Source organism: Natrinema amylolyticum, from assembly GCF_020515625.1.
GTDB classification, from domain to species: domain Archaea; phylum Halobacteriota; class Halobacteria; order Halobacteriales; family Natrialbaceae; genus Natrinema; species Natrinema amylolyticum.
In genome coordinates, this window is sequence record NZ_JAIWPJ010000003.1 from 20529 (window position 1) to 35830 (window position 15302).

Genomic DNA, 15302 nt, shown 5'->3' on the forward strand with positions numbered 1-15302 from the left:
TTTTCCAGCAGAAACGACGGAGAGTCCGCAATATGCGGACGGATAGAAACAATATAAGGCCATTATATGGCGGATTTACCTGCTATCGGGCAGACGAATGTCCACGAAATCGCGAACATTGTGACTGATTAGCGCGGTCAGACGGCGGGTGAGCGAACAGTGATGGACTCGAGCGGGATTACTCCCGTCCGACCCACTTGAGGACGAACAACGTCCCCTCGAACAGCAGGATCATCGTGACGGCGACGAGGATGGGAGCCATCATCGTCGGATCGATCGTGAACATGAACGAGAGCCCGGCGAAGGCCGCCCAGAAGTACAGCCGCTTCTGGGCCAGCCAGCGGCGGGTCGTCACGCCCATCATGATCGCCAGCATGATGAACAGCGGAATCTGGAAGACGATCGCGAGAAAGCCCGTCAGCGTGATGATCAGATCGAACGTCTCGCCGAGCGCGTACGCGATCTCCGCGCTGCCCTCGGCATAGTAGGTGAAGTACTCGAAGAGGATCGGCAGGACGAGGACGTACGAGAACACCATCCCGCCCGCCGCCAGCACGACGCTCGTCGGCACGGCCGCGAGGTAGTACTTGCGCTCGTTGGGGTACAGTCCCGGCCGCATGAACAGGTAACACTCGTAGACGAACGCCGGCAGCGCGACCATGATCCCCAACAGCGAGGAGATCTTGATCCGCGTCAGCCACAGCTCGAGCGGATGGTAGACGTGTGGCGGCGGCACCTCGCTGACCTCGTAGGGGAAGACGTTGAACCAGACGAACTCGATGGCCTGGGAGGCCCACAGCAGGCCGATCGCCGTCCCGCCGGCTCCGAACAGGAGGACGACCGCCAGTCGGAGGACCATCTCCTCGATGTGGTCCGCCAGCGGCATCTCCTCGTCGTCCGGCGGCGTCGAGATCCCGCCGATATCGTCGTCGGAGTCGGGATAGGTCGGCTCGGGGTTGTGCCGATCACCGACGACGCCTTCGCCGTCGGTCTCGAGGCTGGGTCCGTCCGCGTCGTCACCCTCGGTCAGTCCGTCTCCCGAATCGGGGTCGGACGCGTCGGCGGCGACTGGCCGTCGCTCGTCAGGGTCGTCCCCCGACTCTCGAGGGCCCTCGACATCGCGGTCGTCGCCCGGCTCGTCCGACATCTACAGGATATTGATAGGCCACCGGTTATAGGCCTTTTTCTTACGGACCCCCCGCCGAAAAGCGAGACGGCCGCTCGAGCGGCCCTCGAACCGCGTACCCACTCGAAAGGTTGATAACTGGATGTCAGTTACCCTCTACCCAATGAGTTCTGCCGTCGACGAGGACACTGCCAAGGCCCTCAATTCCGGCCGGGAGACGATCGGCGCACTACTCTCGGGCGCCCAACAGCACCTTCAGAAGGTGTTCATCGTCTTTCTCGTGGGCTTCGTCGGCTCCTTCTACGCGCTGCGCGTGGTCGTCTGGGACTTCCTCGAGGCGACTGCGAAGGCCCAGATGGGCCAGGAAATCGCTGGATCGACCGATATCATTACCCGGACGCCGTTCGAGGTGATCCTGCTTCAGGCCAAAATCGGCATGATCGCGGGGATCATCGTCGCGCTCCCGGCTCTGCTCTTCTTCTCTCGGAAAGCGCTTCGCCGCCGCGGCTACACCAGCGCCGTCCCGGTTTCGAAGGGGTACATTGCCGGGTTCATCGTGATGGCGCTGTCGTTGTTCATGGCGGGCGTCATCTACGCGTACAGCATCTTCTTCCCGTACGCCTTCGGGTTTCTCGCGGGGAACGCCGTCAGCGCCGGCGTCAAACCCAGTTACGGGATTACCGAGTTCACCGAGTTCATGGCGCTGCTGACGCTCTCGTTCGGACTCGCCGCCCAGCTGCCGCTGTTGATGGGCGTGCTGTCCTACACTGAGATCATCCCTTACGAGACGTTCCGCGACAAGTGGCGACACGCCGTCGTCGGAATCGTCGTCTTCGGGGCCCTGTTCTCGCCGCCGGACCCGTTCACGCAGGTCATGTGGGCGATGCCGATGGTCGTCCTCTACGTCTTCAGCCTCGGGCTGGCCAAGGTGGTCACCAACGTCCGACGGCGCGGCGCGGCGAAATCCGCCGGGACGGGGACGGACCACGTCAAGCGTCGGCTCCTCCAGTTCGGCGGCGTCCTCGCCGTCGTCGCTCTCGGGATCACCGCCGCCGTCAACCAGGGCGGCTTCGGCTACCTCCGCGAGTCGGTCTATCCCACGTTCCCGTCGTGGCTGCGACCCAGCGGAACGACCGGCCTCGAGACGATAGCGATCGAACACGGCCTCCTCGGAGAGGTCGCGGTCGGCCTGTTCGTCGCCGCCGCCGTCGGCTTCGTCGTCCTGCTGGGCTACACGATTCACGTGCTCCAGCAGCCCGTCTACCCGCGACAGGACGACATCCGACGGGCGGACACCCACGAGGACGTCGACTTCGAGACGCTCACGGTCGACGACGTCGAGGACGTGTCGACGCAGGTCTTCCAGACGATGAGCGAGGAACAGGCCCTGGACTACTCCCGGCAGGCCATGTACGACGACGACCGGGCGAAAGCCGAGGCGATCCTCGACCGCTTCGATTCGATCCAGGAGATGGAGTCCGAAGGCGAGTCGGCGGCCTCGGGAGACGCGGCTGCAGCGGGCGGGGCCGATGCAGACGGAGACGACGAGAGTCTCTTCGCGAGCACCGCTGCCGGCATGCTCGACCCGTTCACCGAGGAGGAGACGGACGAGGACGACATCGGCGGCTACGCCTACGACATCGCCTTCATCTTCAACAGTCTCACCTCGAAGGTGTTCCGCATCGTCGGGCTCTTCATGGTCGTCATGGGCGGGACCTTCTTCTGGCTCTACTCGGGCGGTCTCGGCGACGTCCTCAGGCTCTTCCTCGATCGGGTTCCCCGTCACGTGCTCGAGGAAGTCGTCGCGGAGGGCGCCGATCCGAGCACGATGAGCCTCGCCGAACTCATCGAGGCGATGGACATCGTCGTCGCCTTGCACCCGGTCGAGGTGCTCATCTTCGAGGCGAAGGTGAGCGCCCTGGCCGGCCTCGTCGCCACGTTACCCGTGATCCTGTTCTACGCCTGGCCGCCCGCCAAGGAGCGCGGGCTGGTCTACGGCGACCGTCGGACGTTCGTCGTCTGGGGCGGCGGCCTGCTGGCCGGCTTCGCCGTCGGAACCTACTTCGGCTTCTTCTGGGTCGCGCCGACGATCATCTCGTATCTGGTCTCGGACGCGATCAGCAACGGGATGGTCATCTCTTACCGGATCAAGAGCTTCTTCTGGCTCGTGATCTTCACGACCGTCGGGATCGGCTTCCTGCTGAACATCATCGTCACGATGGCGCTGTTCCACGTCGGCGGCATCGTCAGCTACCGCTCGATGCTCGAGCGCTGGCGGCCGCTGGTCGTCGGCATCTTCGTCGTCGCCGCCTTCTTCAGCCCGAAGGGGATCCTCATGATGCTCATGTTCGCGATCCCGATCTCGCTCACCTACCTGCTCGGCCTCGCCGTCCTCTACGTCCTCACCGGCGGCGGCCGGCTGTTCGGCGGTGGCGGCGGCTCGGCGGCTCCACCGGACGCCGAAGATACCGGTGCGAGCGCGACGGAGTGACGGTGTTCACCGCACGTTCACTGCTCCTCCACCGGCGTTTCGTCGTTCGCTCAGTCTTGCAGCTGCTTCGTATAGGGGATTACCCGCTCAGACCGCCAACCCTCATGGCCGCCGTGAGCAGACGGGTCTTCGACCCCTCTCAGGAGAAATCGGCTGGGGAGGACGTGGCGATTGCCTGTTGCCGCGATGGGGACGCTTCGTCACCTGATCCCGCCCGAAGAAGCCGCTGACTCAATCACCGCTCGGAGAAACCGTTTCACACGCGGCACGTGTCCTCTCTCACTCGTTCGTCGGCGGAATCTCCGACTCCTCGTTCTTTCGTACTTCGGTAACGATCACGTCCCAGTCCGGGTAGTCGGTTCCGTTCCGACAGTCCCATCCGCCTTCGATCTCGAGATCGCTGTCGTACGCACGACGAAGGAGCGCTTTCAGTTCGGCACGTAACTCCGCTTCGGACGAGGGCGGCGTCTCGCCGGAGGTCATCGGCGTGTGATTCCGGCGGTCTCGCTGGCTGCCCGTTCGGAGTCCGGTGGGGAGAGCGTCACTACCTCGTTACTGGATACGGTTATTTCGCACCCTTCGATCGTAAACGAAACGTCGACCGATCCGTGCGGCGTGTCTCGACGTCGGACTAGCTCGTCGAGAGCATCGGTATCGACCGTGTAGTGGAGTGGGTCCAGTTCGACCGGATCGACGCTCAGAACGTTCGACACTGCGGCGATGACGGCCATGCTCGCAGCGGTCGCGTCCCGATCGTACTGGGCGCGATACGTGCCCGACTCCCGGTCGAATTCCAGCGATTCTAACTCGGAACTTGCTAAACTGGCAGTCATAGATATCTATGTTCCTCTAGCGGTCTGCGTCGGTTTAACACGGCTACTGATTATACAGGAGGTTTTAATACTACCACAGAGTTTTCTCGGGGTTACTGATTGATAAGCGTCCCACCGATGAGCCGCCGGTGACCGCGTCTGAGCCGAGACGAGAGCGACTGCTGCGTGATTCCGATCTCCGCGGCGATATCCTCGAGCGAGGCCTCGCGCGGCGAATCGAAATAGCCGTGTTCGTAGGCCAACACCAGCGCTTCTCGCTGGGCGTCAGTCAGCTCGTAGTCGTCACCCTGTATCGGGAGCAACTGGTGGACTGCGGTGATCTCGATGGGAATTTCGTGCGTTTGGCATTCGGTGCGGAACTCGCTGATCGCCTCGCGGCTCTCACCGCGGACTTCGAAGTCCCACCCGTCTTTCGTCCCGACGCCGGAGAGCACGGAGACGTTAGTTTCGGCGAGGGCGCTCAAGATGCCGAAGTACTCCGGTTCCCACTCTGCACGCATGAGATACTCCTCGTCGACGCTGTCGATGAGTTTGGTGGTGGCCAGTCCAGCGTGGGTTTCGAACGCGGCTTCGATGTCCTCGGCGGCCGCGCCGCGGACCCAGAAATACGGGATTATCAGGTCCTCCTGCGGGAGGAGTCGCTCCATCCTGATCGTTACCTCGGGGAGGGTTTCGAAGACCGTCCCCAGTGGAAACTCGTCCGCCGGACTCGTGAACTCCATCACGGTGGCCATACCGACGGTTCGCCGCGAAGGCCGATAACCCGCGTGGGTGGTGTACCAAGCACCGACGGTCACGTCCCGCGCTCGAAGCCGCCGCGCAAGGGTGAGAGAGAGTGACACCCGTCCGATTTCGTACGGGCATGGTAGACCATGCCGGCTCGTTTTATCAGAAAGTGGCCTACCAAGGAAGCGAGAGCAAGTAATGAGCGTGATTGCAGAATTTCGGATACCATCTGCGGATTTCGAACTCGGACGGATTCTCGACGTCGAGGGGATCACATCCATCGAACTCGAGAATCTCGTCCCGATCGGTGAGGCGACCGTTCCGCTCTTCTGGATCCACAACTCGACGCGAGACTCGTTTCTCGAGTCCGTCCAACGCCACCCAGCCGTCACCAGCGCGGCGGAGGTAGACGTGTTCGACGACAGGACGCTCGTCACCCTCGACTGGGACGCGAACCACGATCACCTTTTCGAAGGGATCAGCGAGAGCGGGGGACAGCTCTTGAGTGCCGTCGGAACGCCCGAGACGTGGGAGTTCGAGTTGCGATTTCCCGATCACGACGCCCTCAGCGAGTTCAAAACACACTGTGAGGACGCGCAGATTTCACTGGAGGTGAGGCGCGTGTACAACCCGACGAAACCCGACGCGGGTCCGTGGTACGGGTTGACCGAACTCCAACGCGAAGCGATCATGCTCGCCGTACAGATGGGATACTACGACATCCCGAGAGACTGTACGACCAAGGAACTCGCGGACGAGCTCGGGATTTCGGATCAGGCCGTGACGGAACGGCTCCGTCGTGCGATCGCGTCGCTCGTCACGTATACGCTCGTCCACTCCGAATCAGCGGTCTGAAGCGTCTCGTTCCCTTGTGTATCAAGGCGAATCCACACGGGGCTCGCAAAGTAATCAGTGAATATGAGCCGGAAACAGGGACGAGGACGAGTCGTCAATGGAGAGCACGTATGACGGACAGTACAGCCGAACAGCGGACGTCGATCCCTTCCGATAGCGTTCTCTCGGCAATCACCAGCGAACACCGCCGGGCCGTGCTTCGATCGCTGGACCGTACCGATGGAAACGCGATAGCGGTCAGCGCGCTCACGGACCGGGTCGCCGAAGCGCTTCGAAACGGAGAGGTGCCGGACGACGAACGGCGACGGCGCGTCCGCACAGCACTCCACCACATCCATCTCCCGAAGCTGGAGGATTCCGGACTGATAGCGTACGACACCGAGACCGGTCAGGTTCGGACCGCGACCGGCGGACTGGACACGGACCTGCGGGCACTGATTACGCCGCGCGGTGTCTGCGAATGACGCGAACACTGACACGTGAAGACCGCTCGATGATGCGCAACGACGAAGCGTTCGAGGCGTTGGCCGACGGTCAGCGACGCGAGTTGTTAGTCGAAGTACTGGGATCCGGCCGATATGACGTTCCAGAGTTGTCCGACAGTTCTCAGGAAATCGCTGAAGCGAACCGGGGGTTCCTCCGCGAGTACCTGTCCACCACTCGAGAGAACAGCGCGGGCGACACGGAACGCATCAGTATGCACCTCGTTCACATCCCAAAGCTCGCTGACGACCGCTTCATCGAGTGGAACAGAGACGATCACGTCGTCACGAAAGGACCTCGGTTCGACGAACTGGTGCCCGTTCTCGAACTGATAGACGAGTTACGGGACGATCGTCCAGCGACGGACGCCGTCGTCACGCTCGGACAGTGAGAACGGATCGGTGACTAACGAAGCGCGCGGTAACGGAGCGTGTTCCGCTGCGCTGGCGGCACGGGTGAGTGACGGTCTCACGATAGTCGCTCCTCGCCGACAGCACGCACTATCACATATCAGTCGACCCGTCCGGAGTGAACCGTCGTTCGCCTGGCTGGTATCCCGGCCGACTCGGGGACCGTCCCGAGGCGACAGCCCTGATCGAAACCGTGTGATCAACCCTCTTAAGTCGGGGACGTGCGAACGACTACCTAGACTGATGCCCAAGATCAGCGTCGAAATCCCGCAGGAACTCCTCGACGATCTGGACGATCACGTCGGTGAGGACGGCAAGTTCGTCAACCGCAGCGACGCGATCCGCTCGTCGATCCGGAAGAATCTGGATATCTTAGACGAGATCGACAAACGTCACGACCGCCTCGAGACGGAGGAGTAGTCGGTCAGTCAGTCCCGGTCGATCCGCTGGGCGAACCCGAAGTTCGGTTTGACGTCCTCGACGCGGACGGTGACGGTCTCGCCCTCTGCAGTGTCGGGGACGAATAGTCGGTAGCCGTCGACTGAGGCCATACCGTCGCCCTCGTTCCCGACGCTTTCGATCTCGACCTCGAGTTCGTCGCCCGACCGCACCGGGGCGGTGAGCCGTCCCTTCCCGATGAAGTAGATTTCGGAGGACTCGTCGCGGCTGGCCTTCGGCGAGGTCGCGCGGACGTACTGGAACTCCTCCTCGACGTCGGCCCGGAAGTCGTCGACGTCCGGGCCCTCGAAGACCTTCACGACGAAGTCGCCGCCGCTGTCGAGGAGTTCGACGGCGGTCTCGAAGGCCTGCCGCGCGAGGTGCAGCGAGCGGGCCTGATCGAGCGAGTACTCGCCGGACATGTTGGGTGCCATGTCCGAGATCACGACGTCGACGGAGCCGCCGGCGGCGTCGATGACCCGATCGCGAGTCTTGTCTTCGGTCATGTCCCCGCGGAGCGTCTCGACGTTGTCGTGGTCGTCGAACTCCTTGATCCGCTGGAAGTCGACACCGATGACGTTCCCGTCCGAGCCGACTTCCTCGGCGGCGACCTCGAGCCAGCCGCCGGGGGCCGCGCCCAGGTCGACGACCGTGTCGCCGCGATCGATGACGTTCTCGAGCTGGTCGAGCTGTTTGAGTTTGTAGGCCGCTCGAGAGCGGTAGCCTTCCTGTTTCGCCTTGTTGTAGTAGTGATCTTTTGCCATGAGTCGTTCCTCACGTGGTCGCGGTCTCTCGCGATTCCGAGCGGAGATCGCTGACGACCCGAACCGGGTTCCGTCACTCGGGACGGTCGTCGTATTCGTACCACGGATACGGACCAGAAGCGGAAAGACCTGCTGAAAACGATTCGCGGCGCGACACCGAGAGCGGGTACCCGCTCCGGACCGACGCGATCGGCGAGATCACCGACGAGGAGATCCGGTTGCGCGGAGAGTAGTGAGTAGTAACGGGGAACCGATCCGCTGTCAAACGACCGACCGAAACGGCCCGCAATCTGCCGACCGCGAGTCCCCGGTCGCGCGTAAAGGGTGGCTTTTTATGGCAACCGTCCGTACGCCGAGCTATATGTTCAAGGCCATCGTGAGCGCCGAAACGCTCACCAGCGCGCTCGATTCGGTGAGCGTTCTGGTCGACGAGTGCAAGATCCACCTCGAGGAAGACGGGCTGGAGATCCGGGCCGTCGACCCCGCGAACGTCGGGATGGTCGACCTCTCGCTCGATGCGGCTGCCTTCGAGTCCTACGAAGCGGACGGCGGGCTGATCGGTGTCGACCTCTCGCGGCTCGAGGATATCGCGGGCATGGCCGACTCCGGCCAGCTCATCCAGCTCGAGCTCGACGAGGAGACCCGCAAGCTCCACATCCAGATCGACGGGCTCGAGTACACGCTCGCGCTCATCGATCCCGACTCGATCCGCCAGGAACCCGATATTCCGGATCTCGATCTGCCCGCAGAGGTCGTCCTCGAGGGGAACGACGTCAACCGCTCGGTGACCGCGGCCGACATGGTCTCCGATCACATCGCGCTCGGCGTCGACGAGACGGAGGAGTACTTCTACGTCGACGCGGAGGGCGACACCGACGACGTCCACCTCGAGCTCACCCAAGAGGATCTGATCGATATCCAGATCGGTCCCGCTCACTCGCTGTTCTCGCTCGACTATCTCAAGGACATGAACAAGGCGATTCCGAAAGACACCGAGGTCACCCTCGATCTCGGCGAGGAGTTCCCCGTCAAGATCTACTTCGGCTTCGCGGAGGGACAGGGACAGGTCACCTACATGCTCGCACCGCGCATCCAGAGCGAGTAGCGGTCAGCGTCGGCGACTATTTAAAAATACGATATAGGAAGGTGAGTGGCTACCCGGCGACTCGTCGTATGCCACCTCATGCCCTCCCCGAACGATTCGACGGACGAGTCGGAGTCAGAGCCAGGAGACGCCGGGTTCGTTTCGACGTTCGATCCCGACGACGACCGGCCGAGCGAGGCCGTCGTCACCGCCGTCGCGACGCTGTGCGAATCGGAGCCGGCCGAGCTCCCGCCGCTGTACGAGGTCGTCGATCCGGACGCGCTCGACTCGTTCGTCGAGCACGCCCAGCGGGCCGCCGACGCCGGCACCCACCGGGTGTGGTTCACCTACGAAGGGTTCGACGTCGGTGTCAGAACTGACGGCGAGATCCGGATCCGGAACGCGACCGTCGCCAGTTGAGCGCGAACGGAATCGCACTCGAGTCGGTCTGCGCCGGGTCGAGCCGCCGACGGACTCGCCTTCTAGTCCCGCTCCTCGAGAAACTCGAGCAGCGTCTCGTTCACCCGATCGGCGTCCTCGATGAAGAAGAGGTGCGAGCCGCCCTCGACGAGTTCGAGGCGACTGTCCGCGATCTTCTCCTCGAGCAGCCGCGCGTTCTCGACGGGGACGACCTGATCGGCCGTTCCGTGGAGGATCAGCGTCGGCACCCGAAGCCCGTCGAGGCGGTCGCTGACGTCGAAGTTCTGGACGGCAGCGGCCTGGGCCTCGCGGGCGGGGTCGTCGGCGTCCTGCTCGAGTCGCCACTCGAGGATCCGGTCGATCAGGTGCGGGTTCCGGTTGGTGAACCGCTCGTTGAACGCGGGCCGCATCCGGTGGCGGAGCGTCTCTCGCTCGCTGGCCCCGTCGGGCGTGTCGAACATGTGTTCTTGGGTCTCGTCGGGCACCGGTGCCGCGTCGGGGCCGCCGTGGCTCGTACAGAAGAGCGTCAGCGACTTCGCCCGGGAGTACTCGATCGCGTAGCGCTGGGCGATCATCCCGCCCATGCTCGCGCCGACGACGTGGGCGTCGTAGATCCCCGCGTCGTCGAGGACGGCCTCGAGATCGGCCGCCAGCCCGCCGATCGAGTAGCCGGCCAATTTGAGGAGGACCAGACCGCGGAGCGTCCCGGGAAGCCGCGGAACGAGCGGCGGGAGGCCGGTGTCCGAGCGGCCGGTGCCCCGGTTATCGGGGGCGACGACGTCGTACTCGTCGGCGACGGCCTCGCGTTGCCAGCGCCACATCCACCGCCCGAATCCGAGTCCCTGCACGAAGACGACGGGCGACCGACCGTCACCGTCGCTGCGTTCGTACTCGTAGTAGATCGACACGCCGTCTCTCGTCGCCTGTGGCATACTCCGGATGACGTGTCGAACGCCCTTGAAATCGATCCTCGCGACAGTCGAAGCGGTCCCCGATCGTCGGTAATACGATTTTACCCCCGTCGCGGCGGCCGGGAGCCGGCGGTGACGGCGACGACCGATTTCGATATCGGATCGGTGGACCGGACGCCGCTGATAAAAGACGATTGGGATAATCAGCGCGTTTATCCCGCCGGAGTAAAATCGTCTTACCGATGCAGCGACTCCACGCCCGGTACCCGTTTCTCGAGGCGGCCCGCGAGTCCGTCGCGACGGAGGCGGTCGATTTAGCGACGGTCGTCGAGCAGGACCGGGCAGTCGTCGACCGCGCGCGCCAGCGAGTGATTACCGCGCTCGAGGGCGGTGAGACCGGAGACCAACACCGTGACGCCCGCATCGAGTTGCTCTCCTACCCGGTCGCCCGGGTGCTCGTCTCGATGGTCGGCGAACGCGTGCTCGTCCGCAAGTACGCCCGCGCCGAGGCCGCGACGGCCTACGAGCGGTTCACCGCGGACATGACCGACACCACCGAACTGAAGAGCGTCGAGACGACGGGGCTGGCGCTCGAGGACCTGCTCACCGAGTTCGACCTGGGAGACGACGTCCGCGAAACGGGAGACGAGTATCGGATCGACGTCGGCACCTACCTGCCGCTGGCCGAAGACCTGTGGGACGACGAGTGGCGGCTCGTTAATCAGCCGTTGGAGGCGGGCGAAGTGCCGGTCGACGAGGACGAACTCCTCACGCTCCTGCGAGAGGCGATTCGGGGCCGTATCGAGGACGGGCTTCCGTTCGAGGTCCCCGAGGCCATCGCGACCGCGCTTGAGGACGACGCCGACGAGATCCGCGAGGTACTGGCCGATCTCGATATGACCCAGGACATCGACACCGTCGTTCCGGATCTCTTCCCGCCGTGTATGACGGCGCTGCTCGACCAGATTCAGAAAGGCGAACACCTCCCCCATCACTCTCGCTTCGCGATCACCGCCTTCCTGACGAGCATCGGCATGACTACCGACGAGATCGTCGACCTCTACCGGGTCAACTCGTCGTTCGGCGAGGAGATGACCCGCTATCAGACGGATCATATCCGCGGGGACAGTTCGCCGACGGAGTACTCCGCGCCCTCCTGTGCGACCATGCAATCCTACGGCGACTGCGTGAACAAGGACGACCTCTGTGAGCGCATTCCCCACCCGATGGCGTACTACGAGCAGCGGATCGACGACGCCGACGACGAGGAACTAGAAGACTGGCGAGAGAGCGATGACGACGGCCAGTCAGCGAGCGGCGACTGAGCACGCGAACGGTCCGTTCGCGGTCGAATCGGACACGGCACCGATCGGTCACTCCTGGGGAGACTCCTCGGATAGTTCGTCGGCTCGTCGTTGAATGTCCCGCAGCGCCCGTTCCTGTTCGCCGCGGGCGATACCGCCGGACTCGACGTGACGGCCCCCGTACTGCCACGGCGGAATCGCGTCCCAGACGTTCGAGCGATCCTCGTCATCGGACTCGTCAGCGGACGACGGATCGTCGGTCGCGGCTCGTCGCCACTCGAGGCCGATCGCGAGCGCCGAGAAGACGATCAACCCGCCGATGACGGTGACCGGGTCGACGATCGATGTCGATCGCACGAACAGTGACGAACCGAGCAACACGACCGTGACAATGGTGGCGACTCGGCCGAGTCGGGATCGATATCGTCGCGTCGAAGTGTCGTGGGAACGCTCCATACCGAATGTCAACTTCCCAATTAGAAAAGCGTACCGACGGTCTCAGAACGTTCCCTGGGCGTCTCCGTTGTCGTCGTCGTCGTTCGTCTCGAGGTCGTCCTCGGACTCGTTCAGGGTGTAGGCCAGCCCGATCCCGACCACGACCATCAGGAGGATAAAGCCGACGATCACGCCGACGAGCATCTGCCCACCTTCGGGCGAGAGCGTGCTGTTCTCGGCTCCGTAGGAGGATCCGATGGCGACCATGGCCGCCAGCATCATGGCGACGGCACCGACGGCCGCGACGATTTCGATGACCTGTTCGCGTTCGACCATTGACTGATCGCTTTCTTCGGCCCGGTGAAAAGCGCTTCGAAGGGGGCCTCGAGCGGCGGCCGGAACCGATCGTGTCACAGTGATTGCCGCCGTTAAACGGTCTACTTGCGTCTGCAGGCGAGGGCGTTATTGCCCTCGGTCACCTACCAATGTCGAATAGCCAGCCGATTAGCGAATTTCCCCTTCGACGCACCGATGAAAACAACAGCGTCACCGAAAGCACCGCTGCCAGTACCGTCTCCGGACCACCTCACGAAGCGATCACGCCGGGCGCGCACCGAGCCGATGTCGGTGCTTCCGCTGGGCGACGGCCTCTACGAGGTCGAGTCCGCGAGCGACCACACCTACCTCGTCGATCTCGAGGCGGGCAGGTGTACCTGTCCGGATCACGTCTTCCGCGAGGCCCGCTGTAAGCACGTTCGGCGGGTCGCGATCGAGATCACGGAAGGACGGACCCCGCCACCGGGCGAGGTCGCCGTCGCGTGTCACGACTGCGACGAGGCGATCTTCGTCGACGAGGACGCGACCGCGCCGTTCTACTGCGACGAGCACGCGATCGTCCCGGGCGACACCGTCGTCGACCGCGAGACAGGCGACCGCCTCACCGTGGTCGACGTCTCGGAACTGCGGGCCGACGCCGTCGAACTCGAGGCGGCCGACTGTACCGTCGCCGAGTACGGGACGAACGAGGACTACGATCCCGACGTGCCCGTCGTCGGCGCGGTCTACCATCACGCCACCGTGGCCAGGAACGGCGTCGTCCCCTCGTCGCTGAAGGTTTACGTCTTCCCGCGGACGCGGCTGCGACGAGTCACCGACTCGGCGTGATCGTCGGCACTCCCACTGCGAGCACTTCGTCACCGTATTTAGACTGACCGTATCCATACCCAGATCAGCACGGCGAGCGGGCCGAAAAAGAGGACGAGGAACGCGTAGAACAGCAGCGTCGGCAGGATCGGCCAGACCAGTATCACGATGATGACCGCCAGGAGCGCGATGATGAGATTCAGGCGGGCGACGATCGCGGATTCGTCCATACGGTGTCGGAATGGAATATGTAAGGTAAGTATTGTCTTCGAGCGCGAGCCCAATCGGAAGCCGAGACAGGTCCTCTCGAGGGATTCCGACTCGCCACCGTCGATCGACCGGTCAGCGGCGCTCCCGCTCGAGGGTCTCGAGGTCGGCGAGGCGTCGCTCGGTCGGCGGGTGAGATCGGAACAGCCGGACGCGAAGCCGGTGGAGCCGGTTCCGAGCCCTGCCGAAGATCGAATCGGGGTCGCCCGGGTCGGTCGCCATCGGCTCGAGTGGCAGGATCGACAGCGAGGAGACGCTCGCGACCTCGCGCAGATCCCGGGTCGGCGTCTGCGTAATGCGGTCGTCGAGCGCCCGCAGCGCGCCGGCGAGGGTGGCCGGCGACCCGGTCACCTCGACAGCGGTGCGATCGGCGGCCGTCTCCCTGGCTCGCGAGAGGACGGCGGTGATCGCCCGGCTGACGACCCATGCGACGGTCGCGACGACGAAGAGGACCAGACTGATGAGCCAGCCGTCGCTCTCGTTCGCGTCGTCATCGTCTGACTTCGACGGCTGTGTCATCGTCCGCCACTCGTCGTTCGGCCCGAAAATCTCGTCGTCGCCCCATTCCTCGTCCGGATCAGGTCTCTCCGCGGGCGGCTCCCATTCCTCGTCGTCTCGCTCCCGGCCGCCGTGGAGCCACACGTCGTCGCGGACCCGCGCTCGCAGGCCGTCGGCGAGCACGACGGGCGCCGAGACGGCCGTCATCACCATCGCGTCCCTGTTCGCCACGTGGGCGAGTTCGTGAGCGATGACCGCCTCGAGTTGGGCGTCGGTGAGCGCCGTGACGGCACCGTAGGAGAGGATGAGGTGCATCTCGCTCGGTCGGAATCCGACGACCATCGCCTCGGGGGCGTGCGTTTCGGAGATGGCGATCGTCGGCATCGGGACGCCGAGTTGGGCGGCGACCTTCGTCGTCGTCGCGTGGATTCCGGGCAGGTCGTCGGCGGTCGTCGGCGTCGCGTCCGCCCGCTGCTCGATGGACGCGACCTGTGTGTACTCATGGTAACCGAGGACGGCCGTCGCGAGGACGGTGATCCCGCCGGCCGCGTACACCCCGAGGATCGGTCCGACGAAGAGGGACGACAGGACGAACGCGACGAGCCAGATCGCGGCGAGGAAGCCGATCGTGATGAGGACGAGCAGGAGTATCGCGACGGCCATTCGGAACGCGAGCGTCCAGTCCGTCGCCTCCCCGACCGCAGTGAGCGCTCCCACCGAGACCGCCGCGGCGGTGGCCGCCAGTGCGAGCGTGACGAGCCCCGCCACGGTCGCCGCAGCGTCGAACCCGAGCGGAATCACGGTGAACAGGAACACCGTCGCCCAGACGGCCGCGAGGAAGGTAGCCGTCGCACCCGCGAGGCAGACCACGTAGGCGGCCATCGCCAGCGTGGGGTTCCCATCCATCGAGACGGCGACATAGCCGAGCGCGAGTGCGGGACAGGCGGCGATCGCGGTCGCCGCGGCCAGCGCGGAATCGGGACCGATCGCGACGCCCCACAGGAGAAAAATCCCGATCCAGCAGGCCACAGCCACCCCGATCATCGCGAGCGCGTACGCCACGACCGAAACGGCGCTGACGACCGGTGCTCCCCATCCGGTTTCCGTCGACATA

The 15302-nt window shown here is 64.2% G+C and carries 19 protein-coding genes; 9 read left to right on the forward strand and 10 right to left on the reverse strand.

The window, feature by feature from the left end; translation table 11 throughout:
* Positions 1-178 precede the first annotated feature (178 nt).
* Positions 179-1147 carry a twin-arginine translocase subunit TatC gene (gene tatC, locus LDH66_RS15765; RefSeq protein ID WP_226482047.1) on the reverse strand — a complete coding sequence of 323 codons (969 nt, stop codon included), beginning with the start codon at positions 1145-1147 and terminating at the stop codon, positions 179-181.
* 142 nt (positions 1148-1289) lie between these two features.
* On the opposite strand from tatC, the gene LDH66_RS15770 reads away from it, so the two are divergent.
* Positions 1290-3617 (forward strand): twin-arginine translocase subunit TatC, encoded by a 2328-nt coding sequence (locus LDH66_RS15770; protein ID WP_226482048.1) that lies wholly within the window; start codon positions 1290-1292, stop codon positions 3615-3617.
* Positions 3618-3896: 279 nt separating this feature from the next.
* Here LDH66_RS15770 and LDH66_RS15775 read toward each other — a convergent pair whose 3' ends face one another.
* The 3 genes from LDH66_RS15775 to LDH66_RS15785 all read right to left on the reverse strand — a co-directional run bounded on the left by LDH66_RS15775 (position 3897) and on the right by LDH66_RS15785 (position 5184).
* Positions 3897-4100 (reverse strand): hypothetical protein, encoded by a 204-nt coding sequence (locus LDH66_RS15775; protein WP_226482049.1) that lies wholly within the window; start codon positions 4098-4100, stop codon positions 3897-3899.
* Positions 4097-4450 carry a HalOD1 output domain-containing protein gene (locus tag LDH66_RS15780; protein ID WP_226482050.1) on the reverse strand — a complete coding sequence of 118 codons (354 nt, stop codon included), beginning with the start codon at positions 4448-4450 and terminating at the stop codon, positions 4097-4099. The genes LDH66_RS15775 and LDH66_RS15780 overlap by 4 nt, the downstream gene beginning before the upstream one ends.
* Positions 4451-4542: 92 nt before the next feature.
* Positions 4543-5184: a helix-turn-helix domain-containing protein gene (locus tag LDH66_RS15785; RefSeq protein WP_226482051.1), complete on the reverse strand. Its 642-nt coding sequence runs from the start codon at positions 5182-5184 to the stop codon at positions 4543-4545.
* A gap of 190 nt (positions 5185-5374) precedes the next feature.
* Here LDH66_RS15785 and LDH66_RS15790 point away from each other — a divergent pair, with 190 nt between their 5' ends.
* The 4 genes from LDH66_RS15790 (at position 5375) to LDH66_RS15805 (ending at position 7344) form a co-directional block, all read left to right on the forward strand.
* Positions 5375-6031 carry a helix-turn-helix domain-containing protein gene (locus LDH66_RS15790; RefSeq protein ID WP_226482052.1) on the forward strand — a complete coding sequence of 219 codons (657 nt, stop codon included), beginning with the start codon at positions 5375-5377 and terminating at the stop codon, positions 6029-6031.
* A 110-nt stretch (positions 6032-6141) separates the two neighbouring features.
* The gene (locus LDH66_RS15795; protein ID WP_226482053.1) at positions 6142-6495 is read left to right on the forward strand and encodes a DUF7344 domain-containing protein; all 354 of its coding nucleotides are present in this window, start codon (positions 6142-6144) and stop codon (positions 6493-6495) included.
* Entirely contained in the window at positions 6492-6905 is a 414-nt protein-coding gene (locus tag LDH66_RS15800; protein ID WP_226482054.1) for a DUF7344 domain-containing protein, read from the forward strand. Before LDH66_RS15795 ends, LDH66_RS15800 begins: the two co-directional genes overlap by 4 nt.
* A 262-nt stretch (positions 6906-7167) precedes the next feature.
* Positions 7168-7344, forward strand: a complete 177-nt coding sequence (locus LDH66_RS15805) for a ribbon-helix-helix domain-containing protein (protein ID WP_226482055.1) — start codon at positions 7168-7170, stop codon at positions 7342-7344.
* 8 nt (positions 7345-7352) lie between these two features.
* Here the strand turns inward: LDH66_RS15805 and LDH66_RS15810 are convergent, their stop codons facing one another.
* A complete protein-coding gene (locus LDH66_RS15810) occupies positions 7353-8126 on the reverse strand; it encodes a 23S rRNA (uridine(2552)-2'-O)-methyltransferase (RefSeq protein WP_226482056.1) in 774 nt (257 codons plus the stop codon).
* Between the two features lie 361 nt (positions 8127-8487).
* Here LDH66_RS15810 and LDH66_RS15815 point away from each other — a divergent pair, with 361 nt between their 5' ends.
* Together LDH66_RS15815 and LDH66_RS15820 are read left to right on the forward strand one after the other, a co-directional pair.
* Positions 8488-9231, forward strand: coding sequence for a DNA polymerase sliding clamp (locus tag LDH66_RS15815; RefSeq protein ID WP_226482618.1), 744 nt, complete (start codon positions 8488-8490; stop codon positions 9229-9231).
* A 78-nt stretch (positions 9232-9309) separates the two neighbouring features.
* Entirely contained in the window at positions 9310-9630 is a 321-nt protein-coding gene (locus LDH66_RS15820; RefSeq protein ID WP_226482057.1) for a HalOD1 output domain-containing protein, read from the forward strand.
* Positions 9631-9692: 62 nt separating this feature from the next.
* Here LDH66_RS15820 and LDH66_RS15825 read toward each other — a convergent pair whose 3' ends face one another.
* Complete coding sequence (locus LDH66_RS15825; protein WP_226482058.1) at positions 9693-10562, reverse strand: alpha/beta fold hydrolase; 870 nt, start codon at positions 10560-10562, stop codon at positions 9693-9695.
* Between the two features lie 221 nt (positions 10563-10783).
* On the opposite strand from LDH66_RS15825, the gene priL reads away from it, so the two are divergent.
* Positions 10784-11866 carry a DNA primase regulatory subunit PriL gene (gene priL, locus LDH66_RS15830; RefSeq protein WP_226482059.1) on the forward strand — a complete coding sequence of 361 codons (1083 nt, stop codon included), beginning with the start codon at positions 10784-10786 and terminating at the stop codon, positions 11864-11866.
* A gap of 48 nt (positions 11867-11914) precedes the next feature.
* Here priL and LDH66_RS15835 read toward each other — a convergent pair whose 3' ends face one another.
* Both LDH66_RS15835 and LDH66_RS15840 read right to left on the reverse strand, forming a co-directional pair.
* Positions 11915-12301: a hypothetical protein gene (locus tag LDH66_RS15835; RefSeq protein ID WP_226482060.1), complete on the reverse strand. Its 387-nt coding sequence runs from the start codon at positions 12299-12301 to the stop codon at positions 11915-11917.
* 42 nt (positions 12302-12343) lie between these two features.
* Complete coding sequence (locus LDH66_RS15840) at positions 12344-12616, reverse strand: DUF7472 family protein (protein WP_226482061.1); 273 nt, start codon at positions 12614-12616, stop codon at positions 12344-12346.
* A gap of 195 nt (positions 12617-12811) precedes the next feature.
* Between LDH66_RS15840 and LDH66_RS15845 the strand changes: the two genes are divergently transcribed.
* Positions 12812-13444: an SWIM zinc finger family protein gene (locus LDH66_RS15845; RefSeq protein WP_226482062.1), complete on the forward strand. Its 633-nt coding sequence runs from the start codon at positions 12812-12814 to the stop codon at positions 13442-13444.
* A gap of 38 nt (positions 13445-13482) precedes the next feature.
* Here the strand turns inward: LDH66_RS15845 and LDH66_RS15850 are convergent, their stop codons facing one another.
* Positions 13483-13653 carry a hypothetical protein gene (locus tag LDH66_RS15850; protein ID WP_226482063.1) on the reverse strand — a complete coding sequence of 57 codons (171 nt, stop codon included), beginning with the start codon at positions 13651-13653 and terminating at the stop codon, positions 13483-13485.
* A 112-nt stretch (positions 13654-13765) separates the two neighbouring features.
* Complete coding sequence (locus LDH66_RS15855) at positions 13766-15301, reverse strand: M48 family metalloprotease (protein WP_226482064.1); 1536 nt, start codon at positions 15299-15301, stop codon at positions 13766-13768.
* Position 15302: the final 1 nt, after the last annotated feature.